This window comes from Microbacterium sp. NPDC056569 (genome assembly GCF_042793475.1).
Lineage (GTDB): Bacteria > Actinomycetota > Actinomycetes > Actinomycetales > Microbacteriaceae > Microbacterium.
In genome coordinates, this window is record NZ_JBHTUV010000004.1 from 25,222 (window position 1) to 50,395 (window position 25,174).

Here is a 25,174-nt window from a genome sequence, read left to right on the forward strand (position 1 = left end):
TCCTCAGTCCTTCACGAGATCGGGGAGGGCGGACTTCAGCTCCGCGAGCCACACGCGGGCGTTGCCATCGGACGGAGCGCGCCAGTCGCCGCGCGGCGACAGGGAGCCCGCGGGCGACACCTTCGGGCCGTTCGGGATCGCCGAGCGCTTGAACTGTGCGAACGCGAAGTAGCGCTTCAGGAACACCTGCAGCCACTTGGCCACCGTGGGCAGGTCGTAGGCGTAGCGGTCCTCGTCGGGGAACCCGGGGGGCCAGGCGCCCGCCTGGGCGTCGCCCCACGCGTGCGCGGCGAGGTAGGCGATCTTCGACGGCCGGAACCCGTACCGCAGGACGTGGAACAGCGCGAAGTCGTGCAGCGCGTAGGGGCCGATGCGGTCCTCGGTGGACTGCATCTTCCCGTCCTGGCCCGCGGGCACGAGCTCGGGCGAGATCTCGGTGTCGAGCACCGACTGCAGCACCTCTGCCTCGCGGTCGTCGACGCCCTCGCGCTCGGAGACGACCCAGCGGATCACGTGCTGGATGAGGGTCTTGGGCACGCCGGCGTTCACGGCGTAGTGGCTCATGTGGTCGCCGACGCCGTAGGTCGCCCAGCCGAGGGCGAGCTCCGACAGGTCGGACGTGCCGATCACCATGCCGCCGTGGTGGTTGGCGAGGCGGAAGAGGTAGTCGGTGCGCAGACCGGCCTGCACGTTCTCGAACGTGATGTCGTGCACCGGCTCGCCGTCGGCGAACGGGTGGTCGAGCCGCTCGAGCATCTCGATGGCCAGCGGCCGGATGTCGATCGTCTCGATCGAGGCGCCCACCGATTCGGCGAGGGCGATCGCGTTCGACTTCGTGTGCTCGCTCGTCGCGAAGCCGGGCATCGTGTAGGCGAGGATGTCGCTGCGCGGGCGGCCCATGAGGTCCATGGCGCGCGCGACCACGAGCAGCGCGTGCGTCGAGTCGAGGCCACCGCTCACGCCGATGACGGGCTTGGGGTCGCCGATCGCGCGCATGCGCTGGACCAGGCCCGACACCTGGATGTTGAACGCCTCGTAGCAGTCCTGCGCGAGGCGCGCGGGATCGTCGGGCACGAACGGGAACCGGTCGAGCGTGCGGCGCAGGCCCACGTCGGTGCGCGGCGGGTCGAGCCGGAAGTGCACGGTGCGGAACGCGGCATCCGCCGCCGTCGTCCGGCGGTTGTCGTCGAACGTGCCCTGTCGCAGGCGGTCCTGGCGGAGCCGGTCGAGGTCGACGTCGGCGATCGAGCGGCGGGGCCCGTCGGGGAAGCGCTCGGTCTCGACCAGCAGGTTGCCGCCCTCGTAGATCATGGTCTGGCCGTCCCACGAGACGTCGTTCGTGGATTCGCCCGAGCCCGCGGCCGCGTAGGCGTACGCGGCGAGGCAGCGCAGCGACTGCGACTTGCAGAGATCCTTGCGATCCTCGGCGCGCGCGATGGTGATCGGGCTGCCGCTGAGGTTGAGGAGCACGGTCGCGCCGGCGAGCGCCGCGCGCGACGACGGCGGGATGGGCACCCAGACGTCCTCGCAGACCTCGGCGTGCACCACGAGACCGGGGATGTCGAGCGCCTCGAACAGCAGGTCGGGCCCGAACGGCGCCTCGAGCTCGCCGACCCGGATGTCCTGCCCGTCCTGGTCGTCGCCCGGCGCGTACCAGCGGCGCTCGTAGAACTCGCGGTAGGTCGGCAGGTACGACTTGGGCGCGACGCCGAGCAGCTCGCCGCGGTGGATCACGACGGCGCAGTTGTAGAGGCGGTTGCGGTGACGCAGCGGCGCACCCACCACGAGCACCGGGAGGAGATCGACGGATGCTGCCACCAGCCCCTCGATCGCGCCCGCGACGGCGTCGAGCACGGGGTCCTGCATGACGAGGTCGTCGATCGCGTACCCCGTCAGGCACAGCTCCGGGAAGACCGCGACGGCGACCGCATCGGCGTCCGCCACGCGCGCGGCTTCGAGAACCGCGGCGGCGTTGGCGGCGGGGTCGGCGATCTCGACCGGGATCGTGCACGCCGCGACCCGGGCGAACCCGTGCCGGTAGGCGCTGTCGAAGGGCAGGCTCATGGGGTCAAGTCTGGCAGGTGGCCCGGCTCGGGTTCGAGGCGGTGCGCGCCGCGAGTTCAGGCTGCTCACCTGTCACGAAGTGCCGGGGCGGGTGGCACATCGCGACAGGTGAGCAGGGGAGGGCGGAGGTGTCGGCGGCCGCGGCTATCGTCATGAGGGAAGGGCGGGGTATGCGATACATCGAGGACGAAGGCCGGATCGTCTGGAGCGCGAGCGATCTCAAGACCGCGGCGGAGTGCGAGTTCGCGTGGCTGCGCGCGATCGACGCGCGACTCGGGCGCGTTGCCGCCGTCGAGGAGCCCGAAGACCTCACGCTCGAGCGCGCCGGCCGCCTCGGCACGGTGCACGAGCGTCGAGTGCTCGCCGCCTACGTGGAGCGCTTCGGCGACCGCGTGGTCGAGATCCCCGAGGCGCGATCATCGGATGCTGCGGCCCTCGCCGATGCGGTCGCCCAGACGAATGCGGCCCTCGCGTCGGACGCCGAGGTCGTCTACCAGGCCGCGTTCTCGACCGACTCCTTCGTCGGCTTCGCGGACTTCCTCGTGCGGGACGAGTCCGGACGATGGCTCGTGCAGGACACCAAGCTCGCACGCCACGCGCGCGTGACCGCGCTCATGCAGCTGGCGGCGTACGTCGACCAGCTCGACCGACTCGGCGTCCCGCGCTCCGACCGCGTGCAGCTGCTGCTCGGCGACGGCAGCGTCAGCGAGCACGAGGTCGACGACCTGCTGCCCGTGTTCGCGCTGCGCCGTGAGCGGCTCGCGGCCCTCATCGCCGACCGCCGGCTCGCCCTCGGCGCGGCGGGCGAGCCGATCGCCTGGGGCGACCCGCGAGGCGAGCTCGGGGTGGTCGCGTGCGGGCGCTGCGCGACGTGCGACGCCGAGGTCGTGGCATCGCGCGACCTCCTCCTCGTGGCGGGGATGCGCCCGGTGCAGCGCGAACGGCTCCGCGCCGCGGGGATCGAGAGGATCGAGCAGCTGGCCGCGGCGCCGGACGGGCCAGCTGGCATGAATCCCGACGTGTTCGCGTCGCTGCGCACACAGGCGCGCCTGCAGCTCGAGAGCCCGGCCGGCACGCCGCCGCTCATCGCGCCGAAGCCCGCACCGCACGACGTCGTGGTGGCCGAGACCCTGGTCGCCTCCGACGGCGTCACGGTCGCCCAGGCGACGGTGGCCGCGGTGCTCGAGGCGCCGGTAGCGGTGCCGGCTCCACCGGTCCCCGTGTTCGAGGTGGTGGCGCCCAAGGCGCTGGGGGCTCTGCCTCGGCCGGACCACGGCGACCTCTTCTTCGACTTCGAAGGCGATCCGCTGCACACCGAGCCGCCGGCGCCGGGCCAGCCCACGCAGTGGGGCATCGACTACCTGTTCGGGTGGGTCGACACCCGCGAGCAGTACACGGCGCTGTGGGCGCACTCGTTCGCCGAAGAGAGGCGGGCGCTCGAGGCGTTCCTCGACATCGTGAACCTCCGCCGGCAGCAGTTCCCCGGCATGCACATCTACCATTACGCGCCGTACGAGCCGACGCACCTGCTGGCCATGGCCGCGCGCCACGGGGTGCGCGAAGCCGACGTCGACCGGCTGCTGCGCGACGGCGTGTTCGTCGACCTGTATCCGATCGTGCGCCGCGCGCTGCGCGTCGGCTCGCGGTCGTACTCGATCAAGAAGCTCGAGCCCCTGTACATGCGGGACGAGGTGCGCACGAGCGACGTGCAGAAGGGCGACGACTCGATCGTCCGCTACGTCGAGGCCCGTGCTCTCCAGGCCGACGGCGCCGAGGCCGAGGCGACACTCGTGCTCGACGACCTCGCCGACTACAACCGCTACGACTGCGTCTCGACCCGGCGCCTGCGCGACTGGCTCGTCGACCGCGCGCGCGAGGCCAGGCTGGTGCCCTCGCCGAATCCCGAGCCCGACGAGCGGGCGTACGAGCCGTCGGTGCGGGCGACGGTGCTCGATGCGCTCGCCCTCGACCACCCGGAGGACTCTGTCGAGGCGCGCACGCTCCGGCTCGGCGCCGCCGCGATCGACTACTACCCGCGCGAGGCGAAATCGTTCTGGGCCACGCACTTCCTCCGGCTGCGTGAGCCGGTCTCGCTGTGGGACGAGACGCGCGACGTCGTCGCGATCGACCCGGCGCGCAGCCGCGTGCGCGAGGACTGGCACTTCCTCGAGAGCGGCAAGGGCGGCGAGCGGCGCATCGTCGAGCTGCGCGGTGACCTCGCACCCGGCACTCGGCTGAGCGAGGGGACCAACCCGTTCGCGCTGTACGAGCTGCCTGCGCCGTTCCCGTTCGAGGCGTCGCCGCGCTGGATCCATGCGTACCGCTCGGTGACCGTGGTCGAGGTGCTCGACGACGGCGCCGTGATCGAAGAGACCGCCGTCGACGGCGTGACCTGGAGCGAGCTGCCCCTCGCGCTGACCCCGCAGGCTCCGCCGGCCGCGGGCAACCAGCAGAAGGCCATCGACGCCTGGGCCGACACGCTGATCGCGTCGGCGCCGGAGCTGCCGGCGGATCCGGCCACCGACATCCTCTGCCGCCGCCCGCCGCGCACGCTGGCGGGCTCGCTGCCGGCCGCGGGCGAGGACGCCGTCGAGGCCATCGCGCGGGCCGTGCGCGGCCTCGATCGCAGCTACCTCGCCGTGCAGGGTCCTCCCGGCACCGGCAAGACCTACGTCGGCTCCCACGTGATCGCACGGCTCGTGCGCGACCACGGCTACAAGGTCGGCGTCGTCGCCCAGGGGCACGCGACGATCGAGCACCTCCTCGACCGCGTCATCGCCGCGGGCGTGCCGGCGTCGCAGGTGGGGAAGGCCCCGAAGGACACGGCGGCCGATCACGCCTTCACCGTGCTGCCGAAGAACGGTGTGGCGGCGTTCACGGCCGAGCACGAGGCATCCGGCTACGTCGTCGGCGGCACCGCGTGGGACTTCAGCCATGAGGGCCGCGTCCCGCGCGGCAGCCTCGATCTCCTCGTCGTCGACGAGGCCGGCCAGTTCTCGCTCGCCTCGACGATCGCGGTGTCGCTCGCCGCCCCGCGGCTGCTGCTGCTCGGCGACCCGCAGCAGCTGCCGCAGGTGAGTCAGGGCACCCACCCCGCGCCCGTCGACACGTCGGCGCTCGGCTGGGTGATGGACGGTGCCGACGTCATCCCGCACGAGTACGGCTACTTCCTCGCCGAGACCCGGCGCATGCGGCCCGAGGTCGCCGCGCCGGTGTCGACGCTGTCGTACCGCGGCGAGCTCGAGGCGCATCCCTCGACGGCCCTGCGTCGCATCGACGGCGTTCCCGCCGGCCTCGTGCCGATCGCGCTGCGCCATCACGGCAATGCCACGCAGTCCCTCGAGGAGGCCGCGGAGGTCGCACGTCTCGTCACCGACCTCATCGGTCGGGAGTGGACGGATGCTGCCACCAACGACATCGACGGATCCTCCGTCGCGCTGCCGCCGAGGCCGCTGACGCAGCAGGACGTCATCGTCGTCACGCCGTACAACGCCCAGCAGGTCGCGGTGGAGGCGGCGCTGGCGGCCGCGGGCTTCCCCGAGGTGCCCGTCGGCACGGTCGACAAGTTCCAGGGCAAGGAGGCGGCCGTCGCGATCGTGTCGCTCGCGGCCTCGAGCGGACGCGACGCGCCGCGGGGGCTCGAGTTCCTCCTGCTGCGCAACCGCCTCAACGTCGCGATCTCGCGCGCCATGCACACGGCGTTCGTCGTGTACTCGCCGGGCCTCCTCGACGATCTGCCGTACACGCCGGAGGGGGTCGCGCGCCTGAGCGGTTTCGCGCGGCTCGTCGGGCGGGGCTGACGCCCGCGTAGACTCGCGCTCACAGTCGAACACGTCGCACACGACAGCCCCCGAGCGTCTCGCACCGGTCAGGGAAGAGACGCCCGCCCGAACAGGAGCCCGCATGGCCGACGACGCATCGCAGCAGTTCGAGATCGACCTCCCGCCCGAGCTCATCGGCGGCAACTACGCCGACTTCGCGAACGTCTGGCACACGCCGACGGTGTTCGTGATGGACTTCCTCACTCTCGCGCAGCCGCCGCGCGAGCAGGTCGACGCCGAGACCGGTCAGCGTCACACCGTCGTTCCGGCGCGCGTCGTGAGCCGCATCCGCATCCCACCCGACCAGGTGTTCGAGCTCGCGAAGGCGCTCACCCAGCAGCTCGAGTTCTGGGAGCGCGAGACCGGGCGCCGCAACCCGCAGGAGCCCCCGCTCGGCGACTGACCCCGACCCTGCGGCGAGTCGCGCGCCCCGCGCAACTAGACGGCCGGTGCCGCCAAAGTCAACCCCTTTGGGTGAAAAATCCTCGCGACGTAGCCTTGCCACGCGCCCCAGACGGCGCAAGGCGCGGCATCCGTTCGGCGAGGGGCGGATGCCGCGCCGCACCTGCGCGGTATCACGCTCGGTGCTTCTTCCTCTGACACACGGAGGAGGACGCCATGACCACGATCGACCAGCCGCTCGCGACGATCGCGACCGCGCCGGAGCAGGCAGGCACGCCGACCGCGGCCGAGCCCACGCGTCGTGGACTCGTGTTCTGGATCGTCCGCTACCTGCCGGCCGAGGTCGTCGGCACCGCCGCGATGGTGATGGGCGGTCTCCTCGCCACGATGTGGACCGACGCGGCGCCGCTCATCGCGGTCGCAGCGCTCCTCGGCGAGATCGTGGGCTTCTACGCCGTCCTGGCGGTCACCATCTACATCGAGCAGACGCAGGTGTCCGCCACCCGGCGCCGCGCCGCCGGGCGCACCGCCGTGCTCCTGGTCGCCGAGTTCGGCGCTGCCGAGCTGCTCGACACCTTCCTCGTGCGTCCCGCCGCGCTCATGATCGGCGTGTGGCTCATCCCCGATCCGCTCTGGGGCATGCTCGCGGGCAAGATCGCCGCCGACATCGTGTTCTACGCCGTCGCGGCCGGCGCCTTCACGGTCACCGCCAAGACCGGGCTGCGCGACGCGCGCCGCCGGAGGGCGGCCCCGGAGGTGACACCGTGAACCCGGCGGCTCTGCGGCGCGAGCCGCGCACGACCCAGGCACTCGAGCACCGGCGCCGGGCCGAGGCATCCGCGCTTCTCTCCTCCGTGGCGGCCCGCGCGGCGATCGCGCTGCACGGCACGCCCCTGCTGCTGCTCGATCCGGAGCGCGTGCGGCGTCAGTACCGGCACCTTCGCAACGCACTGCCATTCGTGGGGTTCCACTACGCGGTGAAGGCGCTCGCGCACGACGCGGTCCTCGACGTGCTGGACGACGCGGGCTGCGGCTTCGACGTCGCCACCGGCGAGGAGCTGGCGATGCTGACCCGCCGCGGTGTGCCGGCATCCCGCATCATCCACACGCACCCGATCAAGAAGCCCGCCGAGATCGCCGAGGCGCTGGCCGCAGGAGTGCGCACGTTCGTCGTGGACAACGACGTCGAGATCGACAAGTTCCGGGGCGCGCCGAGCGACACGCGACTGCTCGTCCGGCTCGCCTACCGCAGCCCGCATGCGAAGAGCGACCTGTCGAGCAAGTTCGGGGTCGGGCCGTTCGAGGCGGCGCGTCTCGTCGAACGGGCGCTCGCCGCGGGCGTCACGGTCGCCGGCTTCAGCTATCACGTGGGGAGCCAGCTCGACGACCCCGCTCGGTTCGCCGCCGCGGCCGCCGACACGCTCGAGCTCATGGGCATCCTCGAGCGGCGCCTCAACGTGCAGTTCGACACTCTCGACATCGGCGGCGGGTTCCCCGCGTCGTACGACTCCGAGGCCGCCGCCATCGAGGACGTCGCGGCGGTGCTGCGCCCCGTGCTCGAGCCCCACGCACGCCGGCTCGACATCATCGCCGAGCCCGGCCGGGTCATGGTGGCCGACGCGATGACGCTCGTCACGAGTGTCGTGGGCATGGCCGAGCGCGCTGACGGCCGCTGGTACTACCTCGACGACGGGCTCTACGGCTCGTACTCCAACGTGCTCACCGAAGACGTGCATCCCCTGGTGTTCGCCGAACGCGACCTCCCGCGGACGGATGCTGCCGACCATCGCTGGGCGACGCTCGCGGGTCCGACGTGCGATTCGTCGGACGTGATCGCGCGCGAGGTGCTGCTGCCCGAGCTGCGGGTGGGCGACCTGCTCGTCAGCCCCACGATGGGCGCGTATACGACGGTCACCGCGACGCGGTTCAACGGACGGCCCTTCACCCCCGTGGCCGTCGTCGGGCGCGGGGCGACGACGGGCGAGGTCGCGGTGACCGCCGACGTGCGCCGTGTGCCGATCGTGTGATCCCGGCGAAGCCCCTCAGACCGTGCCGTACAGCCGGTCGCCGGCGTCGCCGAGTCCCGGCACGATGTAGCCGTGCTCGTTCAGGCGCTCGTCGAGGGCGCCCAGCACGAGCGTGACGTCGCGGCCGGCGACCTGCTTCTCGATCGCGGCGACGCCCTCGGGCGCGCCGAGGATGCAGATCGCGGTGACGTCCTGCGCGCCGCGGGCGAACAGGAAGTCGATGGCCGCGCCGAGCGAGCCGCCGGTCGCGAGCATCGGGTCGAGCACGAAGCACTGGCGGTCGCTGAGGTCGTCGGGCAGTCGCTCGGCGTAGGTCGAGGGCTCGAGCGTCTCGTGGTCGCGGACCATGCCGAGGAAGCCGACCTCCGCTGTCGGGATGAGCTTGACCATGCCCTCGAGCATGCCGAGGCCGGCACGGAGGATCGGCACGACGAGGGGTCGCGGCTCGTCGATGCGGACGCCGGTCGTCGTCGTCACCGGCGTCTGGATGTCGATCGGCGCCACACGGACGTTGCGGGTCGCCTCGTAGGCGAGCAGCGTCACGAGCTCTTCGGTGAGCTGGCGGAACACCGGCGACGGCGTGCGCTGGTCGCGCAGCACCGTGAGCTTGTGGGTGATGAGGGGGTGATCGGCGACGTGCAGGCGCATAGAGACAGGTTAGTGCGTCGGCACGCCCGGACCCGGGGCGACTTCTGCGCGGGCGGCTACGCTCGTGCTGTGCTTCCCGCCCCCGCCGACCTCGCCGCCATGGATCGCGCGCTCGAACTCGCCGCCGCGGCGGGCGCGGCGGGAGACGTCCCGGTCGGCGCGGTCGTGACGGATGCTGCGGGCACGGTCATCGGCGAGGGCCGCAACCTCCGCGAGCTCGAGCACGACCCCACGGCGCACGCCGAGGTGGTCGCTCTGCGCGCGGCGGCGGCGGCCCGGGGCAGCTGGAACCTCGAAGGCTGCACGCTCGTCGTGACCCTCGAGCCGTGCGTGATGTGCGCGGGCGCCGTGCTCCAGTCGCGCATCTCGCGGCTCGTCTTCGGCGCCTGGGACGAGAAGGCCGGCGCCGCGGGGTCGGTGTACGACGTCGTGCGCGACCGGCGCCTGCCCTACCGGGCCGAGGTCGTCGCGGGGGTGCGCGAGGAGGAGGCATCCGTCCTCCTGCGTGCCTTCTTCGACGCCCGCCGCTGATCCGGGAATCGCGAGCGGGTGTATCTCCGCACGCGGTGCGTGCCCCCACACATACCCTTTCGCGATTCCGGGGGCCAGCCGCGCGGGAACGGGGGGACAGCACCCTGCTGGGCGCCGCCGGCCCGGGCCTAGCGTGTGGCACGTGACCCGCCTCATCGAACCCGTTCGCACCGCTCCTGCCGTTGCACGGCCGGGCGGCATCCGCTCCCGCATCGGCTGGACGTTCGTCCTGCTGACGGCGCTCGCCATCGTCGCGTACTCCGCCGTGCCCTACTTCACGGCGTCGCTGGCCGACCTCGCCGGCGACGACGTGGGCCTCGCGCCGACCTACGCCGCCGTGCACCCCTTCGTGCAGGGCGCGCTGTACGTCCACATCGTGGGCGGTGCCGTGGCGCTCGTGGCCGGGCCGCTGCAGTTCTGGCGCGGCCTGCGCACCCGGGCGCCGCGTGTGCACCGCTGGATCGGCCGCGTCTACCTGGTGGCGGTGGCCATCGGGGCCGTCGGCGGTCTGATCATCGCGCCCTCGAGCCCTGCCGGCTACGTGGGTCTGTTCGGGTTCGGTGCGCTCGCGGTGCTGTGGCTGCTCACGGGCTGGCGCGCGTACCGCGCGATCCGCCGCCACGATGTGCCGAGCCACCAGGCGTGGATGATCCGCAACTACGCGCTCACCTACTCCGGTGTCATGCTGCGCGTCTGGCTGCCGCTGCTGCTCATGGCGCCGCTGGTGTTCGGACAGCCGTGGGAGTTCGACTCGGCGTTCGCGAACGCGTACGCCGCGGTGCCGTTCCTGTGCTGGCTGCCGAACCTTGTCTTCGCCGAGTGGCTCATCCGGCGCCGCGGCCTGCCCTCGTACCGCCTGCCGGTCTGAGAGCGGCGCGCCGCGGCACAGACCACACGACGAGTCCGGCGGCGGCGCCGACCGCGATGCTGCCGATGATCCCGAACGTCCATCCCTGGTCCGCCGGTCTGTCTTCGACCACCCCCTCGCGGATCAGATCCCGCGCGAGTCCATCGGGCGCCAACGCCGCGGACGTCACTCCCTGCAGCGGGTATTCGAGCAGGTCGCCGCTCGACAGGTCGAGCGTCGCGAGCGTGCCGCTGAACGGCGGGTCGGTGTACCGGCTCCTCTCGCCGTCGCCCAGGAGGACCAGAACGACCGGGAAGTGAACGGCGAGCCTCGAGGTGGCCGGCTCAGGTGCCGGACGCGCGATCGTCGTCGACACCGTGATCCTCCGCGCCGAGGAACGGGGCAGGCTCGTGACGTCAGCGGGGGAGGTGGGGGAGCACCTCGCCGAGATACTCGACGTGCGAGGGGTCCTGCAGATCCATGAGCTGGAAGTAGACACGCTGCGCGCCGATCGCGACCAGCCGCTCGACCTTCGCGACGATCTCGTCGCGGGTGCCGACGATGTTCACCTCGCCGCGCAGTTCGTCGACGGTGCGGCCGAGGTTCTCGGCACGCCGGTCGAGTTCGGACACGGATGCCCCGGCCAGCGTGGGCAGCGCCACGGAGAGCCGGAGCGACTCGGGGTCGCGGCCGACGCGCTCGCACGCCGCGCGCACGCCCGCGAACTTCTCCGCCGACTCCGCCTCGGACCGGAAGCCGATGTTGAACTCCGTCGCGAACCGTGCGGCGAGCTCGGGCGTGCGCTTCGGCCCGCCGCCGCCCACGATGACGGGAACCCGGGACTGCACCGGCTTCGGCAGGGCCGGGGCATCCGTCAGCCGGTAGTGCTCGCCGGCGAAGCTGTAGGTCTCGCCCGCCGGCGTCGACCACAGCCGGGTCACGATCTCGAGCTGCTCCTCCAGGAGGTCGAACCGCTGAGGAGGGAACGGGATGCCGTAGGCCTCGTGCTCGCGGCCGAACCACCCCGTGCCGAGGCCGAGCTCGGCGCGTCCGCCCGACATCGCGTCGACCTGCGCCACCTGGATCGCGAGCAGGCCGGGAACGCGGTAGGTCACCGACGACACGAGGGTGCCGAGACGGATGCGGGAGGTCTCCCTGGCGAGCCCTGCCAGCGTGGTCCACGCATCGGTGGGACCGGGAAGCCCGTCGCCGTCGCCCATGTGCAGGTAGTGGTCGGAGCGGAAGAAGCCGTCGAACCCGAGGCGCTCGGCCGTCTGCGCGAAGGCGAGCTGGTCGTCGTAGCTCGCGCCCTGCTGGGGCTCGGTGAAGATGCAGTACTCGATCGCCATCGGTCGTTCAGTCCGCCGACTTGATGACGAACTCGGAGGTGGGCGGAGTCGAATCCTCGCCGGGGCGGTAGATGTCGGGTTCGAAGTAGATGACGCGCGCCGCAGGCACGGCCGCGCGCACGCGGGCCTCGACGCGGTCGATGTCGGAGGCGACATGCACCAGCGGCGCATCCGACGCGAATCCGAGCTTGGCGGCGATGAGCAGCTCGTCGGGGCCGAGGTAGAGCGTCTTGATGTGGATGATCTTCTCGACCTCGGGTCCGTCGTTGATGGCGTCGACGATGCGGTCGTGGTCGGCGTCCGTCGCGCCCTCGCCCACGAGGAGGCTCTTCGTCTCGACGCCGAGGGTGATGGCCACGAGGATCAGCAGCGTTCCGATCATGAGCGTGCCGATCGCGTCGAAGACCGGGTTGTGGGTGATCACGGTCATGCCGACGCCGAAAAGTGCGAACACGAGTCCGGCGAGCGCCGCGATGTCTTCGAGCAGGACGACCGGGAGCTCGGGGGCCTTCGCGTGCCGCACGAACGAGACCCACGACTGGCCCTTGGCGCGCACGTGGTTGCTCTCCTTGACGGCCGTGCGCAGCGAGAACGACTCGAGCACGATCGCGACGACGAGAACGGCGATCGGGATCCACGCGTTCTCGAGCTCGTGGGGGTGCGTGAGCTTCTCGACGCCCTCGTAGATCGAGAACAGGCCGCCGACCGAGAACAGGATGATCGACACCACGAACGCGTAGACGTACCGTTCGCGGCCGTAGCCGAAGGGGTGCTCGCGGTCGGCCTTCTTCTTCGCCTGGCGCCCGCCGAGCATCAGCAGCAGCTGGTTGCCCGAGTCGGCGACCGAGTGGATCGCCTCGGCGAGCATCGACGCCGAGCCCGATAGGAACCATGCGACGAACTTCGCCAGAGCGATGCCCATGTTCGCCAAGAACGCCGCAAGGATCGCCTTGCCGCCGCCGGAAGCACTCATGCGGACGAGTCTACGGATGCGGCGACCCGCGCTCCGCCCCCCTTGCGCGGCGCCGCGCGCGGTGTCAGTCCGACGAACGCAGGATGATCGCCTCGGTCGGCGGAGCCGGGTCGTGGGGGTGCCCGACGTACCCGATGACCTCGAGGAGCGCGTGGCGGAACTCGGCCGGCCGCTCCAGGTGCGGCGTGTGGCCGGTGTCGGGGAGATCGATCTCGGTCACCTCGCCGCCGGCGTCCGCATACCGGGCCAGGACGTCGCGCATCTGCGACACCATCTCCTGCGGCGGCGCGACCTCGTCGCCCGGCCAGCCGGGGACGATGCCGAGCTTGCCGAGGTTGTTCAGGTCGTAGAGCGACGCGTCCGACACGATCGGGTCGAGCGCGCCGTGGATCCAGAGGATCGGGAACTTCTCCGGCAGGTCGACGATGCCCGACACGTCGTAGTTCCCCGGCGCCAGCGTGTTGAGCACGCCGACCTTGCCGGCGGCGAAGCCGGGCCAGTTCTCGGTCTTCTCCGCGTCGCCGGGGTAGTTGCCCGTCGCGGTCGAGGTCGTGAGCATCGACTCGACCCACACGTCCTCGTGCTCGGTCTGGTAGCCCGGAGCCACGTAGTGGGCGCGGAACACGTTGCGGGGCGAGTTGGGCGCGTCGGTCCCGGTGTCGTGGTCGATCAGCCGCTGCACGAAGTCAGGGTTGCCGGCCCCGCCGCCGGTGCCGGCGTCGTCGTCGGTGAGGCGTGTGCCGTCGCGACGCGTGCCCCCGAACCCGTAGGGCGAGACCGGCGCCTCGAGCGTGAGGCTGAGCACCGGATGGTCGAGCGCGTACTGCATGACGACGCCGGCGCCCAGCGACCAGCCCACGAGGTGGGCTGTCTCGATGCCGAGCTCCTCGAGAGTCGCGTGCACGTCGTCGCTGAAGTCCCGCACGCCGCGCGTCGCGTCGATGGGTGCGTGCTCGGTGCCGCCGTAGCCGCGCAGGTCGATCGCGATCACCCGGAGATCGTGGGGGAGGTCCTCCATCAGCTCCTGCCAGAAGAGGGACGAGGAGGCGTTGCCGTGGATGAGCACCACCGTGCGGTCGGGCGGCGTGCTCGGGTCGTCCGCGGTGCGCTCCAGCACGTTCACCGACAGGCCGGGTGTCTCGACGATGCGTGCGGCGATGCCATCGAAGAGGGTCATTTCAGGTGCCTCCCACGTCCTGCGGAAGCCCCTGCGCCCCCGCCCACTCACGAGAATAGACCGGGTGCCAGTTCTTGTGAATCGCCTTTCATGTTACGGATGCCGCGGGCCGCAGCATCCGTGTCATTCCGTGGTGGACGGCGGGTTCTCACCGGTGTAGAAGGCGTAGGTGTTGTCGGCGGCCCGCGCGGCAGCGCCGGCATCCGCGCCGTCGGCGGCATGCGCGGCGCCCCACGCATCGGCGGCGCCGCGGTAGAACGCGCGGCCCTCGTCCGTGAACGCCCACGCCTCGGCGTCTTCGGGCTTCGGTCCGCCGCCGCCGGTGAGGTGCAGGGCGAGTCCGAGCAGGCCGCCGTCCCAGCCGACGCCGGTGGCGCCGGGGCCGTACAGATCCCAGAATTCGGCAGGCACGTCGTCGGTGCGGGCGATGTGCTCGAGTTCGAAGCGGGTCGCGTCGCCTGGCTCGGCGGTCAGCCGCACTGTGAGCCACGTCACCCCGCCGCCGTACTCCCACGTGGCCTTGTAGTGGGCGGCGCCGCCGGCGGGCGGCGCGCACTCCTGGATCTCGCCGCCGGCGTTGCCCTCGATCTGGTAGCGGCCGCCGAGCACGAGGTCCCCCGAGATCGGCTGGAACCATCGGGCGATCCGGTCCGCACTGGTGACGGCGTCCCACACGTCGTCGATGGGAGACGGGTACGTCTGCGCGAGCGTCTGCACGCGCGACGGGAAGCCGTCGACCTCTTCGCTCGCGATCTCGCGGGTCACTGCGGCGAGCTGGCCCTGTACGTCGACCATGTCATTCCTCCTGCGGTTCGGTCGTGTCGGATTCTTCGGTCTCGGAGTCTCGAGTGTCGGCATCCGGGTGCTGCTCGGCGGCGAGCCGTCGCGCGCGGCGCCCGCGCGCGAGCTCGGTGCCGAGGGCGTCGAGGTGCGGCTGCCAGAACCGCCGGAACGGATCGAACCAGGCGGCGGCGTCCTCGAGCGGGTCGGGGGCGATCGCGTAGAGGCGGCGGGTGCCATCGGGGCGCACGGTCGCGAAGCCCGACTCTCGCAGCACGCGGAGGTGCTGCGAGACGGCGGGCTGCGAGATGCCGAACTCGCGCTGCACGTCCTCACCGATCTCGCCGGCGCTGCGCTCGCCCTCCGCCAGGAGTTCGAGGATGCGCCGGCGCACCGGGTCTCCGAGGATGTCGAGCGCGTGCACAAGCCAATGATTGCGCGAACACTTATATAAGTCAATACCAATACACGGGCGGGGGGTGAAAGGGTGGCTCGTAGGATCGGAGCCATGGCTGCAGACACCCCCGCCCTCCCGTCCATCGCGATCCTCGGCGCCGGCTCGATGGGCGGCGCGATCGCCCGCGGCCTGTCGCGCTCGGGGCTCGCCGCGGGGGGAGTGACCACGACGAACCGCTCCCGCGCGAAGGCGGCCGAGCTCGACGGCCTCGCGAATGTGACGAGCATCGCCCTCGAGACGGACCCGACGGGGAACACGGATGCCGCGGCCGCCGCCGGAGTCGTGCTCGTGGGAGTCAAGCCGGCCATGGTCCCCGATCTGCTGCGCGAGATCGCGCCGGCTCTGCAGCCCGGCACCATCGTGGTGAGCCTCGCCGCGGGTGTCACGATCGCGACGTTCGAAGAGATCCTGGGTGATGAGGTCGCGGTGCTGCGTTCCATGCCGAACACGCCCGCGCTCGTCGGTCGCGGCGTCACGGGTCTCGCGGCGGGCTCGCACGCCGACGAGGACGCGGGCGCCATCGTCCGCCGCCTGTTCGAGACCGTGGGCATGGTCGTCGAAGCGCCCGAGTCGCAGATCGACGCGCTGTCGACGATCTCGGGCTCGGGCCCGGCCTACTTCTTCCTGCTCGTGGAGGAGTTCACGAAGGCGGCGATCGGCAAGGGATTCGCGGAAGCCGAAGCTCGGCTCATGGCCGAGCAGACCTTCATCGGCGCCGCGGCGCTGCTCGAGGCGTCCGGCGACGATCCGGCGGAGCTGCGTCGACGGGTGACCAGCCCGAAGGGCACCACCGAGCGCGCCATCGCCGTGCTGCAGGACGCCCGCCTCGACGACGTGTTCGCCGAGGCGACGGACGCCGCCCTGGCCCGCGCGAAGGAGCTCGCCGCCGGCGGGTAGCGACACCGATCACGGGAGCTGTGTGGGAGGACGCCTCAGGCGTGCGGTTCTTCCATGTACCACTCGGTGAACGCCTGCGCCCGGCCGTCGTCGTCGAGGTCGACGACCCACAGGTTGCGGTACGTGCGGCCCTCGGGCTGCGAGTCCGCGGGGGCGTACACCGTGCGCCCTTCGACGAAGACGCGGCGGCCGTCGATGCCCGCGAGGTCCCACTCGAAGGTGTACGTGCCCGGTTCGTCGCGCGCCTCGAGCCACCCCGCGACGATCGCGTCGGCGCCCTCCCACGCGTCACCCCAGGGTTCGGTGGCGTAGACCGCGGCATCGGTGAACAGCCTCCGGATGTCGTCCGGATCGTTCGTACGCCAGGCGTCCTCATACGCGGCGACCCAGCACCGGGCCGCAGCATCCGTCGTGTTCCGGTCTGTCATGCCGCGAGTATGCCTCGGGGCGCCGACATCCGGAAGGTCAGCGCTCGAGGGACGCGAAGCGCTCGATGTCGGAGTTGGTGCCCGACACGATGATGAGGTCGTGGTTGGTGACGACGGTGTTCGCCTCCGCATAGCGGAACGGCTTGCCCGGGCTCTTCACCCCCACGACGGTGACGTTGTACTTCGTGCGCACGCCCGACTCGTTGAGGCCGACGCCGCGGATGAACTTCGGCGGGTAGAGCTTCGCGAGCGCGAAGTCGTCGTCGAACCGGATGAAGTCGAGCATGCGGCCGCTGACGAGGTGCGCGACGCGCTCGCCGGCCTCCCGCTCGGGGTAGATCACGTGGTTGGCGCCGACGCGGGCGAGGATCTTGCCGTGCGACTGCGACACCGCCTTCGCCCAGATCTGCGGCACCTTGAGGTCGACGAGGTTGGCGGTGATGAGGACGGATGCCTCGATCGACGAGCCGACCGCCACCACGGCCACCGAGAAGTCCTGGGCGCCGATCTGCTTCAGCGCGTCGATGTTGCGGGCGTCGGCCTGCACCGTGTGGGTGACCCGCTCCGACCACTTCTGCACGAGGTCGAGGTTGTCGTCGATGGCGAGCACCTCCCGGTCGAGCCGGTCCAGCTCACCTGCGCACGCGGCGCCGAAGCGCCCCAGTCCGATCACGAGAACGGGCGCATCGCCCCTCATCCGCTCAACCAACGATCGGCCTTTCCACGGGCAGCGAATACAGCTGCGATCGGGATGACGCGGCCACCGCCGCGGCGAGTGTCACTGTACCAACGCGACCCATGACGATCGTGATCGCGAGCACATAGATGGCGGGGTCGGGCAGTTCCGCCGTGAGGCCCGTCGAGAGACCGACGGTGGCGAAGCCGGAGATGACGTCGAAGAGCACGTCGCCGAGATCCGCCTTCGTGATCTGCGTGATGATGATCGTCGAGATCGCGACGATCGTCGATCCCCATGCCACGACCGACAGCGCCACGCGCAGCACGTCGCTCGGGATCCGGCGCCCGAACACCTGGTTCGACGCGCGGCCCTTCGCCTCCGAGATGACCGCGAGCGCGATCACGGCGAGGGTCGTCACCTTGATGCCGCCGGCGGTCGACGCCGAGCCGCCCCCGACGAACATGAGCATGCACGCGACGAGCAGGCTCGATTGATTCAGCTCTCCGATGTCGAGGATGGCGAAGCCGCCGGATCTCGTCATCGCCGACAGGAAGAACGCCTGGAACGTGGTGTCCCACGCGTCGTTGGTGCCGAGCGTGAGCAGGTTGTCGTACTCGAGGACGAGGAACACCACGCCGCCGAGGAAGAACAGCGTCACGGTCGTGATGACCGTGAGCTTCGCGTGCAGCGACCACCGCCGCACCCGCCACCGCTGCCGCAGGAGCGTGTAGATGACGGGGAATCCGATCGAGCCGAGGAACACGCCCGCCATCAGGACGGTGAGGAAGAAGTAGTCGTGCCGGAACGGCTCGAGGCCCTCCGCGTTCGGCGTGAACCCGGTGTTCGTGAACGACATCGCCGCGTAGAACGGCGCCTCCCACAGTGCCGCCTGCCACGGGACGCCCGCGACGATGAGTCCGGGGTAGAGCAGGATCGCGATGATCGTCTCGATCGCGAGGGTCGACAGTGCGACCGTCGCGAGCAGGCTGCCGATCTGGCCGAGCTGCACCGTCTGACCCTCGTTGACAGGCCCGCCGTGGGTGCGGAGCGGATTCGAGTCGCTCGCGGCGATGAGCTTCGCCCGCAATCCGAGACGGCGCGAGATCACGAGACCGAGGATCGAGGCGAGCGTCAGCACGCCGAGCGCGCCGATCTGGACGCCGACGAACACCAGGACGTGACCGAACGGCGACCAGTGCGTCGCCATGTCGACCGTCGCCAGCCCCGTGACGCAGATGGTCGACACGGCCGTGAAGAAGGCGTCGGCGAAAGGGGTGACCTGGCCGTCCGCCGCGGCGATGGGCAGCGAGAAGAGACCGGTGAACACGAGGATCAGCGACAGGAAGATCAGAATCGCGAACCGGGCGGGGGAGCGCTGCGTCAGGTCGCGGAAGAACTCCATGAACGCGTGGCCGACGGCACGCACGCGACCCATGCCTGTGACGGGGGCGGCGCGCCTGCCATCCGTCATACGGGTTTCCTCCTGGTGCGAAAACGATGCTCGTGCGGGCGGCCCGGCGGTCGTGCTCATGGTACTCCGCAGGGCTCCCGACTAATCTGAGCACATGGCGGACATCTTCGACGTGATCGCAGACGGAACGCGTCGCGACATCCTGCGACTGCTGCTCGATCGATCGTCCGCCGGAGAGCGCGGCACCAGCGTGTCGCACATCGTGACCGAGCTCGGTGCCAGCCAGCCGACCGTCTCGAAGCACCTGAAGGTGCTGCGCGACGCGCACCTCGTGTCGGTGCGCGAAGAGGGGCAGCACCGCTACTACAGCCTCTCCGCCGCGCCGCTCGACGAGGTCGACGACTGGCTCGTGCCCTTCCTCGACGACGACAGCGGGCTCGAGGCCGACGGCGTCGCCGCGGCGCTGCCCGACTCCGCCGCGCACGCGGCCGAGGTCGTCGGGCGCGCCGCCGCCTCGGCCAAGCACGCCCTCGAGAACGCCTTCAAGCGTCTCCCCGGCCGCTGACGCACCCGGATGGGACGTCTCCACGCCCCCTCCACCCTTCGCTGTGGCACACGGACAAGACGGATGCTGCGGCCGCAGCATCCGTCCCGTCCCTCGTGATCGCTCCTAGCGGCGCCCGGCCTTGCGACGGAACAGCCAGCCGCCCCAGACGAACGACACGGCGAGGATCGCCAAGCACCAGCCGATGGCCCACCAGCCGGCGTCGCCCATGGGGGTCCCCATGAGGAGGCTGCGGAGGGCCTCGATGATCGGCGTCACAGGCTGGTTCTCGGCCACCCACTGCAGCCACTCGGGCATCGTCGTGACGGGCACGAACGCACTCGACAGGTACGGCAGGAACAGGATGATGAAGCCGTAGCCGTTCGCCGCTTCGGGGCTGCCCGCGGCGAGCCCGATCGCGGCGAACAGGTAGGTGATCGTCAGGATGTACAGCGCGATCAGCCCGACGGCGCCGATCCACCCCCAGACGTCGGCCGTGGGGCGGAACCCGACCAGCAGCGCGACGCCGATCACCACCGCGGTGGCGAGCAGGTTGCGCAGCAGGCTCGCGACGACGTGCCCCGTGAGCACGGCGCTCGCGCGCAGCGGCATCGTCCGGAAGCGGTCGATGATGCCGGCCTTCATGTCGTTGGCGACGTAGACGGCGGTGGAGGCCGCGCCGAAGCCGGCGCACAGCAGGATGATGCCCGGCACGACATAGTTCACGTACCCGCCCGAGGGGTCGATGGCGCCGCCGAAGACGTAGGTGAACAGCACCATGAGCAGCACGGGGAGCATGATCGCCATGAGCAGCGACTCGCCGTCGCGCAGCGAGTGCAGGAGGCTGCGGCCGACGAAGACGCTCTCGGCGGTGAGGCCCGAGATGCGCGGGCGCAGAGCGGGGGCGGGGGCGATGGTGGTCATGCGTGCTCCTTGACGGTGTCGGCCGCGGCCCGGCGCGCGCCGCGGCCGTCGGGGGAGGTGAGGGCGAGGAAGACGTCGTCCAGGCTCGGGCGGCGGAGCGTCACGACTCCCTCGGCGCCGGACTCGTCGAGCACATCGAGCGCCCGCCGCAGGCCCGACACCGTGCCGTCCGTCGGCACCTCGCGCAGGAGCGCGCCGTGGGCGTCGTGCAGTTCGACGGCGTCGCCGCCGATGCGCGCCTTGAGCTGCGCCGCAGTGCCGACGGCGACGATACGGCCGTCGTCGAGCACGGCGATCCGGTCGGCGAGGTTGTCGGCCTCCTCGAGGTACTGCGTCGTGAGGAAGACGGTGGTGCCCGCGTCGGCGAGCGACCGGATGACCTCCCAGAGCTCACGGCGGCTGCGGGTGTCCAGGCCCGTGGTCGGCTCGTCGAGGAACAGGATCTCGGGCGCGACGACGAAACTCAGGGCGAGGTCGAGGCGCCGGCGCATGCCGCCCGAGTATGCGCCGACACGGCGGGTGGCAGCATCCGTCAATCCGAAGCGGTCGAGCAGCTCGGCGGCGCGGACGCGGGCCGCCCGTCGCGACAGCCCGGACAGGCGCCCGAGCATCACGAGGTTCTCGGTGCCGGTGAGCGCGTCGTCGACGGCGGCGGACTGCCCCGTCAGGCTGATCCGGCGCTTGACCTGCTCGGGATCCCGGACGACGTCGATGCCCGCGACGGTCGCGATGCCGGCGTCGGGGCGGACGAGGGTCGTCAGCACGTTGATGGTCGTGGTCTTGCCGGCGCCGTTCGGTCCGAGCAGCGCGAAGACCTCGCCGCGCGCGACCTCGAGGTCGAGTCCGTCGAGGACCTGCTGGCGGCCGAAGGCCTTGCGCAGGCCGTCGACGACGATGACCGGCGGAGCGGTGCGGTCGGGCATGGGACTTCCTTCCGTCTGAATCGTGTAGGGGAGAAACTGTTTACACCAGTAACTGTTTATGACGGTAACACACTGTTTACGGAATAAACAGTCCTAGACTGGCGCCATGACCGATGCAGCCGAGCCCGAGCTTCCGCGGGGCATCGCCCTGGCGTGGGGCGTGGCGGCCAACCCGCAGCGCGGGCCCAAGCGCGAGTTGAGCGTCGAGCGCATCGTGGAAGCGGCGGTGGAGATCGCGGACGCCGAGGGCCTCGGTGCCGTCTCGATGGCTGCGGTGGCGGCGAGGCTCGGATTCACGCCGATGTCGCTCTACCGCTACGTCAACGCGAAGGAGGACCTCGTCCTCCTCATGCAGGAGGAGGCGACCGGGGCGCCGTCCGAGGCCACACGGACAGCAGGGGGCTGGCGGGAACGCCTCGAGGCAATCTATGGCGAGCAGCTGCAGCACTACCTCACGCACCCGTGGGTGCTCGACATCCCGATCTCGGGGGTGCCGGCGACACCGAACAGCGCGGCATGGATGGATGCCGGGCTGAGCGCGCTCGCCGACACCGGTCTCACCTACTCCGAGCGGCTCGCCGTCATGCTCCTCGTCACCGGCACCGCCCACTGGGCCGGCACGATCCTGGCGGGCTACGCGCGTGTGGAGCGGGAGCGGGGGGTCGACGGCGAATCCATCAGCCGCAGCGAGGACGCGATGTTCCGCGCGCTGATCACCGCCGATGCCTATCCCGAGCTGCGGGCGGCGATCGAGGCGGGAGCCTTCCTCGACGACTCGGACCCGTTCTCCTTCGCGCTCGCGCGGGGCCTCGAAGGCGTGAGCGACTACATCGCCGCGACGGCCGACGGGCATCGTGAGCGGCCCCGGCCGTGGGTGGCCCTCGACGATGCCGACATCGCCGACGACAAGAAGTTCCGTGAGGCGCGCAAGGCGGTGCGCGAGGCCGAGAAGGCGCTGCGCGACGCGCACAAGCTCGAGCGACAGGCGGCGCGCGAGGCGCGCGACCGGCGCGCTCGACTGCGGCCCGACTCGTGATCGTCCCAGGGGCATCACAGGTCACACGCGTTCACATCCGTCTCTGTGTTTACACGCGGGTCACGCGCGTTCTAGAGTGACTGCAGCACTTCTGGGGAAGGGGATCGACATGGCTGAGCTGCCGGACGTGCGCTTCCTCACGGTGGCCGAGGTCGCCGAGCTGATGCGAGTCTCGAAGATGACGGTCTACCGCCTCGTGCATTCCGGCGAGCTGCCCGCGGTGCGCTTCGGCCGCAGCTACCGCGTGCCCGAGTCGGCGGTCACCGAGGCGCTGCAACGGCCGATCGCCGACGTCGGCTAGACTGTTCCGAGGCATTTTTCCTTTTGCCCCGTTCCCGGGCGCGGCGCGGCCGCGTCCAGACCCCGATCTAGTGAGGTTTTCCGTGGGTTCTGTCATCAAGAAGCGCCGCAAGCGCATGGCGAAGAAGAAGCACCGCAAGCTGCTTCGCAAGACTCGCCACCAGCGCCGCAACAAGAAGTAAGCGGCATCCGCACCAAGCGCCTGTCTCCGGACGGGCGCTTCGTGTATCCGTGCTCCCACCGGCAGAGCCCGCGACCCGAGAGGCCGTCATGAAGTCCATCACCGTCCAGCAGCTGCGCGAGCGCGTCGAGACCCCGCTCATCGACGTCCGCGAGGTCGACGAGTACGCCGCGGGTCACGTGCCCGGCGCCGTCAACATCCCGATGTCGGTCATCGGGGGGCGCCTCGACGAGCTCCCCGACGGCGCGTTCGACGTCATCTGCGCCATCGGCGGGCGGTCCGGCCGCGTGGTCGAGGCGCTCGAGGCCCGCGGCTACGACGTCACCAACGTCGACGGCGGCACCAACGAGTGGATCGCGGCCGGCTACCCGGTCGAGGCGTGACGACGGCGCAGGGCGTGACCACCGTCACCCTCATCGGCAAGCCCGATTGCCACCTGTGCGACGTCGCGCGCGAGGTCGTCGAGACCGTCGTGGCAGAGCTGCCCGAAGACGCGGTCGACGTCGAGGAGTTCTCGATCGCCGACGACCCCGCCCTCTACGCGCTGTGGTGGGAGAAGATCCCCGTGGTGCTCGTCGACGGAGAGCTGCACGGCCACTGGCGCGTCTCGCCCGACCGCCTGCGCGCCGCGCTGACCGCCGCTCGCTGAGGAACGTCGACTTTCACCCGCGCGGTCGAAATCGGCATTCGCACCCATTCGGAACGGCCGCGCATGCCGATTCGGACAGCGCGAACAGAAGACCGTGCGGAAGACGGATGCTGCGGGCCGCAGCATCCGGAATCGCGAAAGGGGAGATCCCCGCACGCTGAGCGCGGAGATCTCCCCTTTCGCGATGCTGAGGGAGATCAGGGGGCGAGGCGCGTGGGGCCCCGGAACAGATACGTGACCTCGCGGATCGACGACTCGCCGAGGAGCAGCATCAGCACGCGCGCCAGGCCCATGCCGAACCCGCCGTGGGGCGGGGCGCCGTAGCGGAAGAAGTCGAAGTAGAAGTCGAGGTGCTCGGCCCCGAGACCCTTCTCCTTCGCCTGCTCGATCAGCACGTCGACGCGGTGCTCGCGCTGGGCGCCCGTCGTGATCTCGACGCCCTTGAACAGCAGGTCGTACGACTTGGTCAGCCCGGTCTCCTCGTCACGCATGTGGTAGAACGCGCGGATCTCGGGGTGGTAGTCGGTGATGAAGACGAACTGGTGACCGTAGGTCTCCTCGACGTACGCGGAGATCTGGCGCTCGCCCTCGGGGTCGAGGTCGCCGTCGGTGCGCGGGATCTCGTACCCGCGGCTCTTCACGATCTCGCGCGCCTCGGCGAGCGGGATGCGCGGGAACGGGATCGCAGGCACCTGCACCTCGAGGCCGAACAGCTCCTCGATCTCGGCGCCGTGCTTGTCCTTGACGGCCTGGAACGCGGTCTGCAGGAGCTCTTCCTGCATCGCGGCGACGTCTTCGTGCGAGTCGATCCAGCTGATCTCGGCGTCGACCGAGGTGAACTCCGTCGCGTGGCGCGACGTGAACGACGGGTCGGCGCGGAAGGCGGGGGCGATCTCGAAGATCTTGCCGAAGCCCGCGACCTGGGCCATCTGCTTGAAGAACTGCGGCGACTGCGCGAGGTAGGCGGTCTTGTCTTCGAAGTACTCCAGCGAGAACAGCTCGGCGTTGGACTCGGAGGCCGAGGCCATGAGCTTGGGCGAGTGCACCTCGATGTAGTCGCGCTCGATCCAGTAGGAGCGGAAGGCGTGCTCGAGCGTCGTCTGCACGCGGAAGATGAGGTTGTTGCGCCGCTGGCGCAGGTCGAGGAAGCGCCAGTCCATGCGCTTGTCGAGACCCGAGTCGGCCGCGATGGGCGTCTCGGGGAGGGCGGCCGCTGCGACGTCGAGCGCGCCGATCTTGATCTCCACGCCGCCGAGCTTCACGCGCTCGTCGTGCTTGAGCTCGCCGGTGACCGTCAGGAACGTGCCGGTGGCGAGGTTGGAGATGAGGTCCGTGAGGGCCAGGGCCGCAGCATCCTGTTCCGATCCGTCCTCTGCGGGGCGCGTCGCCGGGTTGACCAGCTGCACGGCCCCGGTCTCGTCGCGAAGGATGACGAACTGCACCTTCTTCTGATCGCGGACGGTCTCGACCCACCCGGAGACGGACACCGGGCCGTCGGCGAGACCCTGAAGCTGCTTGACGAGGACGCGTTCACTCACGAGCGACAAGTCTACGTTGGCGCGCCGCGGTCGCCTTCTCGCCGAAGCCCGCACCCACCGCTACCATGCGGGCATGACCACGCCGGAACCCGAGCAGCCCGCTCCGACGTGGGCTGAGGCATCCGCCCCGCCTCCCTATCCGGGCGGCGCCGCATACGGTCCGCCGGCGGCGGAGGCGGTGCCCGCCAAACGGCCCGTCAAAGTTCTCGACGTCGTCGTCACGATCGTTCTGCTCGTCGCCGACGGCGTGCTCGCTGGGCTCGCCTCGGTCACGGGCATGTTCCTCGTGATGGCATCCGACCCGTGCGGGAACGTCCTGTGCGACGGCAGCCTCATCGCGATCGGCTGGATGATGGGCATGATCCTGCCCTGGGTCGCGTTCGCGATCACCGCGGTGGTCGCCGTCATCCTCATGGTGAAGCGCCGGCTCGCCTTCTGGGTGCCGCTCGCCGGCGCCGCGCTCATCGTGCTGTCTCTCGTGCTCGCGTTCGTCGTCACCGCCGCGGGCGTCCCCAGCTCGGGCGCCTGATCCTCGCTCGTGCGGGCGGACCCCATCGGCTTCCGGGGGTCAGCACCCGGGAATCGTTC

Annotated in this window: 28 protein-coding genes; 14 read left to right on the forward strand and 14 right to left on the reverse strand. The window is 70.8% G+C overall.

Translation table 11 applies throughout. The features are described 5' to 3' along the window. Positions 1-3 precede the first annotated feature (3 nt). Complete coding sequence (locus ACFQ7C_RS06105) at positions 4-2,064, reverse strand: NAD(+) synthase (RefSeq protein WP_378898624.1); 2,061 nt, start codon at positions 2,062-2,064, stop codon at positions 4-6. Positions 2,065-2,234: 170 nt separating this feature from the next. On the opposite strand from ACFQ7C_RS06105, the gene ACFQ7C_RS06110 reads away from it, so the two are divergent. From ACFQ7C_RS06110 to ACFQ7C_RS06125, 4 genes are all read left to right on the forward strand, one after another. After that, positions 2,235-5,864, forward strand: coding sequence for a TM0106 family RecB-like putative nuclease (locus ACFQ7C_RS06110; protein ID WP_378898625.1), 3,630 nt, complete (start codon positions 2,235-2,237; stop codon positions 5,862-5,864). A 103-nt stretch (positions 5,865-5,967) separates the two neighbouring features. Beyond that, on the forward strand, positions 5,968-6,288 hold the full coding sequence (locus ACFQ7C_RS06115) for a DUF3467 domain-containing protein (protein ID WP_045296530.1): 321 nt from the start codon (positions 5,968-5,970) through the stop codon (positions 6,286-6,288). A 215-nt stretch (positions 6,289-6,503) separates the two neighbouring features. Further along, positions 6,504-7,055, forward strand: coding sequence for a hypothetical protein (locus tag ACFQ7C_RS06120; RefSeq protein ID WP_378898626.1), 552 nt, complete (start codon positions 6,504-6,506; stop codon positions 7,053-7,055). Next, on the forward strand, positions 7,052-8,314 hold the full coding sequence (locus ACFQ7C_RS06125; protein WP_378898627.1) for a type III PLP-dependent enzyme: 1,263 nt from the start codon (positions 7,052-7,054) through the stop codon (positions 8,312-8,314). The genes ACFQ7C_RS06120 and ACFQ7C_RS06125 overlap by 4 nt, the downstream gene beginning before the upstream one ends. Before the next feature lie 15 nt (positions 8,315-8,329). Here ACFQ7C_RS06125 and upp read toward each other — a convergent pair whose 3' ends face one another. Further along, entirely contained in the window at positions 8,330-8,962 is a 633-nt protein-coding gene (gene upp / locus ACFQ7C_RS06130; RefSeq protein WP_378898628.1) for a uracil phosphoribosyltransferase, read from the reverse strand. 99 nt (positions 8,963-9,061) lie between these two features. Between upp and ACFQ7C_RS06135 the strand changes: the two genes are divergently transcribed. Together ACFQ7C_RS06135 and ACFQ7C_RS06140 are read left to right on the forward strand one after the other, a co-directional pair. Beyond that, complete coding sequence (locus tag ACFQ7C_RS06135) at positions 9,062-9,493, forward strand: nucleoside deaminase (protein ID WP_378898862.1); 432 nt, start codon at positions 9,062-9,064, stop codon at positions 9,491-9,493. Between the two features lie 142 nt (positions 9,494-9,635). Beyond that, positions 9,636-10,361, forward strand: a complete 726-nt coding sequence (locus ACFQ7C_RS06140) for a DUF2306 domain-containing protein (RefSeq protein WP_378898629.1) — start codon at positions 9,636-9,638, stop codon at positions 10,359-10,361. Here the strand turns inward: ACFQ7C_RS06140 and ACFQ7C_RS06145 are convergent. From ACFQ7C_RS06145 to ACFQ7C_RS06170, 6 genes are all read right to left on the reverse strand, one after another. Continuing rightward, positions 10,318-10,716, reverse strand: coding sequence for a hypothetical protein (locus tag ACFQ7C_RS06145; protein ID WP_378898630.1), 399 nt, complete (start codon positions 10,714-10,716; stop codon positions 10,318-10,320). The genes ACFQ7C_RS06140 and ACFQ7C_RS06145 overlap by 44 nt on opposite strands. Before the next feature lie 40 nt (positions 10,717-10,756). After that, positions 10,757-11,683: an LLM class F420-dependent oxidoreductase gene (locus ACFQ7C_RS06150; RefSeq protein WP_378898863.1), complete on the reverse strand. Its 927-nt coding sequence runs from the start codon at positions 11,681-11,683 to the stop codon at positions 10,757-10,759. Between the two features lie 13 nt (positions 11,684-11,696). Next, positions 11,697-12,662, reverse strand: coding sequence for a cation diffusion facilitator family transporter (locus ACFQ7C_RS06155; RefSeq protein WP_378898631.1), 966 nt, complete (start codon positions 12,660-12,662; stop codon positions 11,697-11,699). A 64-nt stretch (positions 12,663-12,726) separates the two neighbouring features. After that, positions 12,727-13,839, reverse strand: a complete 1,113-nt coding sequence (locus ACFQ7C_RS06160) for an alpha/beta hydrolase (RefSeq protein ID WP_378898632.1) — start codon at positions 13,837-13,839, stop codon at positions 12,727-12,729. A 123-nt stretch (positions 13,840-13,962) separates the two neighbouring features. After that, on the reverse strand, positions 13,963-14,634 hold the full coding sequence (locus ACFQ7C_RS06165) for an SRPBCC domain-containing protein (RefSeq protein WP_378898633.1): 672 nt from the start codon (positions 14,632-14,634) through the stop codon (positions 13,963-13,965). Between the two features lies 1 nt (position 14,635). After that, complete coding sequence (locus ACFQ7C_RS06170) at positions 14,636-15,043, reverse strand: ArsR/SmtB family transcription factor (protein WP_378898634.1); 408 nt, start codon at positions 15,041-15,043, stop codon at positions 14,636-14,638. A gap of 84 nt (positions 15,044-15,127) precedes the next feature. Here ACFQ7C_RS06170 and proC point away from each other — a divergent pair, with 84 nt between their 5' ends. Further along, positions 15,128-15,973 (forward strand): pyrroline-5-carboxylate reductase, encoded by an 846-nt coding sequence (proC, locus tag ACFQ7C_RS06175; protein WP_378898635.1) that lies wholly within the window; start codon positions 15,128-15,130, stop codon positions 15,971-15,973. Positions 15,974-16,008: 35 nt separating this feature from the next. On the opposite strand, the gene ACFQ7C_RS06180 is transcribed toward proC, so the two are convergent. Genes ACFQ7C_RS06180 through ACFQ7C_RS06190 form a run of 3 tightly spaced genes read right to left on the reverse strand, consistent with a single transcriptional unit; the run spans position 16,009 to position 18,515 of the window. Further along, positions 16,009-16,401, reverse strand: a complete 393-nt coding sequence (locus ACFQ7C_RS06180; protein ID WP_378898636.1) for a YybH family protein — start codon at positions 16,399-16,401, stop codon at positions 16,009-16,011. Positions 16,402-16,438: 37 nt separating this feature from the next. Then, entirely contained in the window at positions 16,439-17,098 is a 660-nt protein-coding gene (locus ACFQ7C_RS06185; RefSeq protein WP_374226639.1) for a TrkA family potassium uptake protein, read from the reverse strand. Positions 17,099-17,102: 4 nt separating this feature from the next. Next, positions 17,103-18,515, reverse strand: a complete 1,413-nt coding sequence (locus tag ACFQ7C_RS06190) for a TrkH family potassium uptake protein (protein ID WP_378898864.1) — start codon at positions 18,513-18,515, stop codon at positions 17,103-17,105. 130 nt (positions 18,516-18,645) lie between these two features. Between ACFQ7C_RS06190 and ACFQ7C_RS06195 the strand changes: the two genes are divergently transcribed. Continuing rightward, positions 18,646-19,056, forward strand: coding sequence for an ArsR/SmtB family transcription factor (locus tag ACFQ7C_RS06195; RefSeq protein WP_378898637.1), 411 nt, complete (start codon positions 18,646-18,648; stop codon positions 19,054-19,056). Between the two features lie 105 nt (positions 19,057-19,161). Here the strand turns inward: ACFQ7C_RS06195 and ACFQ7C_RS06200 are convergent, their stop codons facing one another. Both ACFQ7C_RS06200 and ACFQ7C_RS06205 read right to left on the reverse strand, forming a co-directional pair. Then, a complete protein-coding gene (locus tag ACFQ7C_RS06200; RefSeq protein ID WP_378898638.1) occupies positions 19,162-19,959 on the reverse strand; it encodes an ABC transporter permease in 798 nt (265 codons plus the stop codon). Then, on the reverse strand, positions 19,956-20,882 hold the full coding sequence (locus tag ACFQ7C_RS06205; RefSeq protein WP_378898639.1) for an ATP-binding cassette domain-containing protein: 927 nt from the start codon (positions 20,880-20,882) through the stop codon (positions 19,956-19,958). The genes ACFQ7C_RS06200 and ACFQ7C_RS06205 overlap by 4 nt, the downstream gene beginning before the upstream one ends. A 106-nt stretch (positions 20,883-20,988) precedes the next feature. Here ACFQ7C_RS06205 and ACFQ7C_RS06210 point away from each other — a divergent pair, with 106 nt between their 5' ends. The 5 genes from ACFQ7C_RS06210 (at position 20,989) to ACFQ7C_RS06230 (ending at position 23,048) form a co-directional block, all read left to right on the forward strand. Further along, a complete protein-coding gene (locus tag ACFQ7C_RS06210; protein ID WP_378898640.1) occupies positions 20,989-21,918 on the forward strand; it encodes a TetR/AcrR family transcriptional regulator in 930 nt (309 codons plus the stop codon). Between the two features lie 109 nt (positions 21,919-22,027). Continuing rightward, positions 22,028-22,219 carry a helix-turn-helix domain-containing protein gene (locus ACFQ7C_RS06215; protein ID WP_019182077.1) on the forward strand — a complete coding sequence of 64 codons (192 nt, stop codon included), beginning with the start codon at positions 22,028-22,030 and terminating at the stop codon, positions 22,217-22,219. 82 nt (positions 22,220-22,301) lie between these two features. Further along, positions 22,302-22,400, forward strand: a complete 99-nt coding sequence (locus ACFQ7C_RS06220) for a 30S ribosomal protein bS22 (RefSeq protein WP_003792170.1) — start codon at positions 22,302-22,304, stop codon at positions 22,398-22,400. 88 nt (positions 22,401-22,488) lie between these two features. Then, a complete protein-coding gene (locus ACFQ7C_RS06225) occupies positions 22,489-22,782 on the forward strand; it encodes a rhodanese-like domain-containing protein (protein ID WP_378898641.1) in 294 nt (97 codons plus the stop codon). 14 nt (positions 22,783-22,796) lie between these two features. Then, a complete protein-coding gene (locus ACFQ7C_RS06230; RefSeq protein WP_378898642.1) occupies positions 22,797-23,048 on the forward strand; it encodes a glutaredoxin family protein in 252 nt (83 codons plus the stop codon). 197 nt (positions 23,049-23,245) lie between these two features. On the opposite strand, the gene aspS is transcribed toward ACFQ7C_RS06230, so the two are convergent. Continuing rightward, positions 23,246-24,586 carry an aspartate--tRNA(Asn) ligase gene (aspS, locus tag ACFQ7C_RS06235; protein WP_378898643.1) on the reverse strand — a complete coding sequence of 447 codons (1,341 nt, stop codon included), beginning with the start codon at positions 24,584-24,586 and terminating at the stop codon, positions 23,246-23,248. A gap of 73 nt (positions 24,587-24,659) precedes the next feature. On the opposite strand from aspS, the gene ACFQ7C_RS06240 reads away from it, so the two are divergent. Continuing rightward, entirely contained in the window at positions 24,660-25,115 is a 456-nt protein-coding gene (locus ACFQ7C_RS06240) for a DUF6264 family protein (protein ID WP_378898644.1), read from the forward strand. The last annotated feature ends 59 nt before the right edge of the window (positions 25,116-25,174 follow it).

Excerpts from the sequence above, each read along its gene's own strand:
- ACFQ7C_RS06105 (WP_378898624.1), bottom strand. The coding sequence starts at position 2,064 with ATGAGCCTGCCCTTCGACAGCGCCTACCGGCACGGGTTCGCCCGGGTC.
- ACFQ7C_RS06110 (WP_378898625.1), top strand. The coding sequence starts at position 2,235 with ATGCGATACATCGAGGACGAAGGCCGGATCGTCTGGAGCGCGAGCGAT.
- ACFQ7C_RS06115 (WP_045296530.1), top strand. The coding sequence starts at position 5,968 with ATGGCCGACGACGCATCGCAGCAGTTCGAGATCGACCTCCCGCCCGAG.
- ACFQ7C_RS06120 (WP_378898626.1), top strand. The coding sequence starts at position 6,504 with ATGACCACGATCGACCAGCCGCTCGCGACGATCGCGACCGCGCCGGAG.
- upp (WP_378898628.1), bottom strand. The coding sequence starts at position 8,962 with ATGCGCCTGCACGTCGCCGATCACCCCCTCATCACCCACAAGCTCACG.
- ACFQ7C_RS06135 (WP_378898862.1), top strand. The coding sequence starts at position 9,062 with ATGGATCGCGCGCTCGAACTCGCCGCCGCGGCGGGCGCGGCGGGAGAC.
- ACFQ7C_RS06155 (WP_378898631.1), bottom strand. The coding sequence starts at position 12,662 with ATGAGTGCTTCCGGCGGCGGCAAGGCGATCCTTGCGGCGTTCTTGGCG.
- ACFQ7C_RS06160 (WP_378898632.1), bottom strand. The coding sequence starts at position 13,839 with ATGACCCTCTTCGATGGCATCGCCGCACGCATCGTCGAGACACCCGGC.
- ACFQ7C_RS06165 (WP_378898633.1), bottom strand. The coding sequence starts at position 14,634 with ATGGTCGACGTACAGGGCCAGCTCGCCGCAGTGACCCGCGAGATCGCG.
- proC (WP_378898635.1), top strand. The coding sequence starts at position 15,128 with ATGGCTGCAGACACCCCCGCCCTCCCGTCCATCGCGATCCTCGGCGCC.
- ACFQ7C_RS06180 (WP_378898636.1), bottom strand. The coding sequence starts at position 16,401 with ATGACAGACCGGAACACGACGGATGCTGCGGCCCGGTGCTGGGTCGCC.
- ACFQ7C_RS06185 (WP_374226639.1), bottom strand. The coding sequence starts at position 17,098 with ATGAGGGGCGATGCGCCCGTTCTCGTGATCGGACTGGGGCGCTTCGGC.
- ACFQ7C_RS06190 (WP_378898864.1), bottom strand. The coding sequence starts at position 18,515 with ATGGGTCGCGTGCGTGCCGTCGGCCACGCGTTCATGGAGTTCTTCCGC.
- ACFQ7C_RS06195 (WP_378898637.1), top strand. The coding sequence starts at position 18,646 with ATGGCGGACATCTTCGACGTGATCGCAGACGGAACGCGTCGCGACATC.
- ACFQ7C_RS06200 (WP_378898638.1), bottom strand. The coding sequence starts at position 19,959 with ATGACCACCATCGCCCCCGCCCCCGCTCTGCGCCCGCGCATCTCGGGC.
- ACFQ7C_RS06205 (WP_378898639.1), bottom strand. The coding sequence starts at position 20,882 with ATGCCCGACCGCACCGCTCCGCCGGTCATCGTCGTCGACGGCCTGCGC.
- ACFQ7C_RS06210 (WP_378898640.1), top strand. The coding sequence starts at position 20,989 with ATGACCGATGCAGCCGAGCCCGAGCTTCCGCGGGGCATCGCCCTGGCG.
- ACFQ7C_RS06215 (WP_019182077.1), top strand. The coding sequence starts at position 22,028 with ATGGCTGAGCTGCCGGACGTGCGCTTCCTCACGGTGGCCGAGGTCGCC.
- ACFQ7C_RS06225 (WP_378898641.1), top strand. The coding sequence starts at position 22,489 with ATGAAGTCCATCACCGTCCAGCAGCTGCGCGAGCGCGTCGAGACCCCG.
- ACFQ7C_RS06240 (WP_378898644.1), top strand. The coding sequence starts at position 24,660 with ATGACCACGCCGGAACCCGAGCAGCCCGCTCCGACGTGGGCTGAGGCA.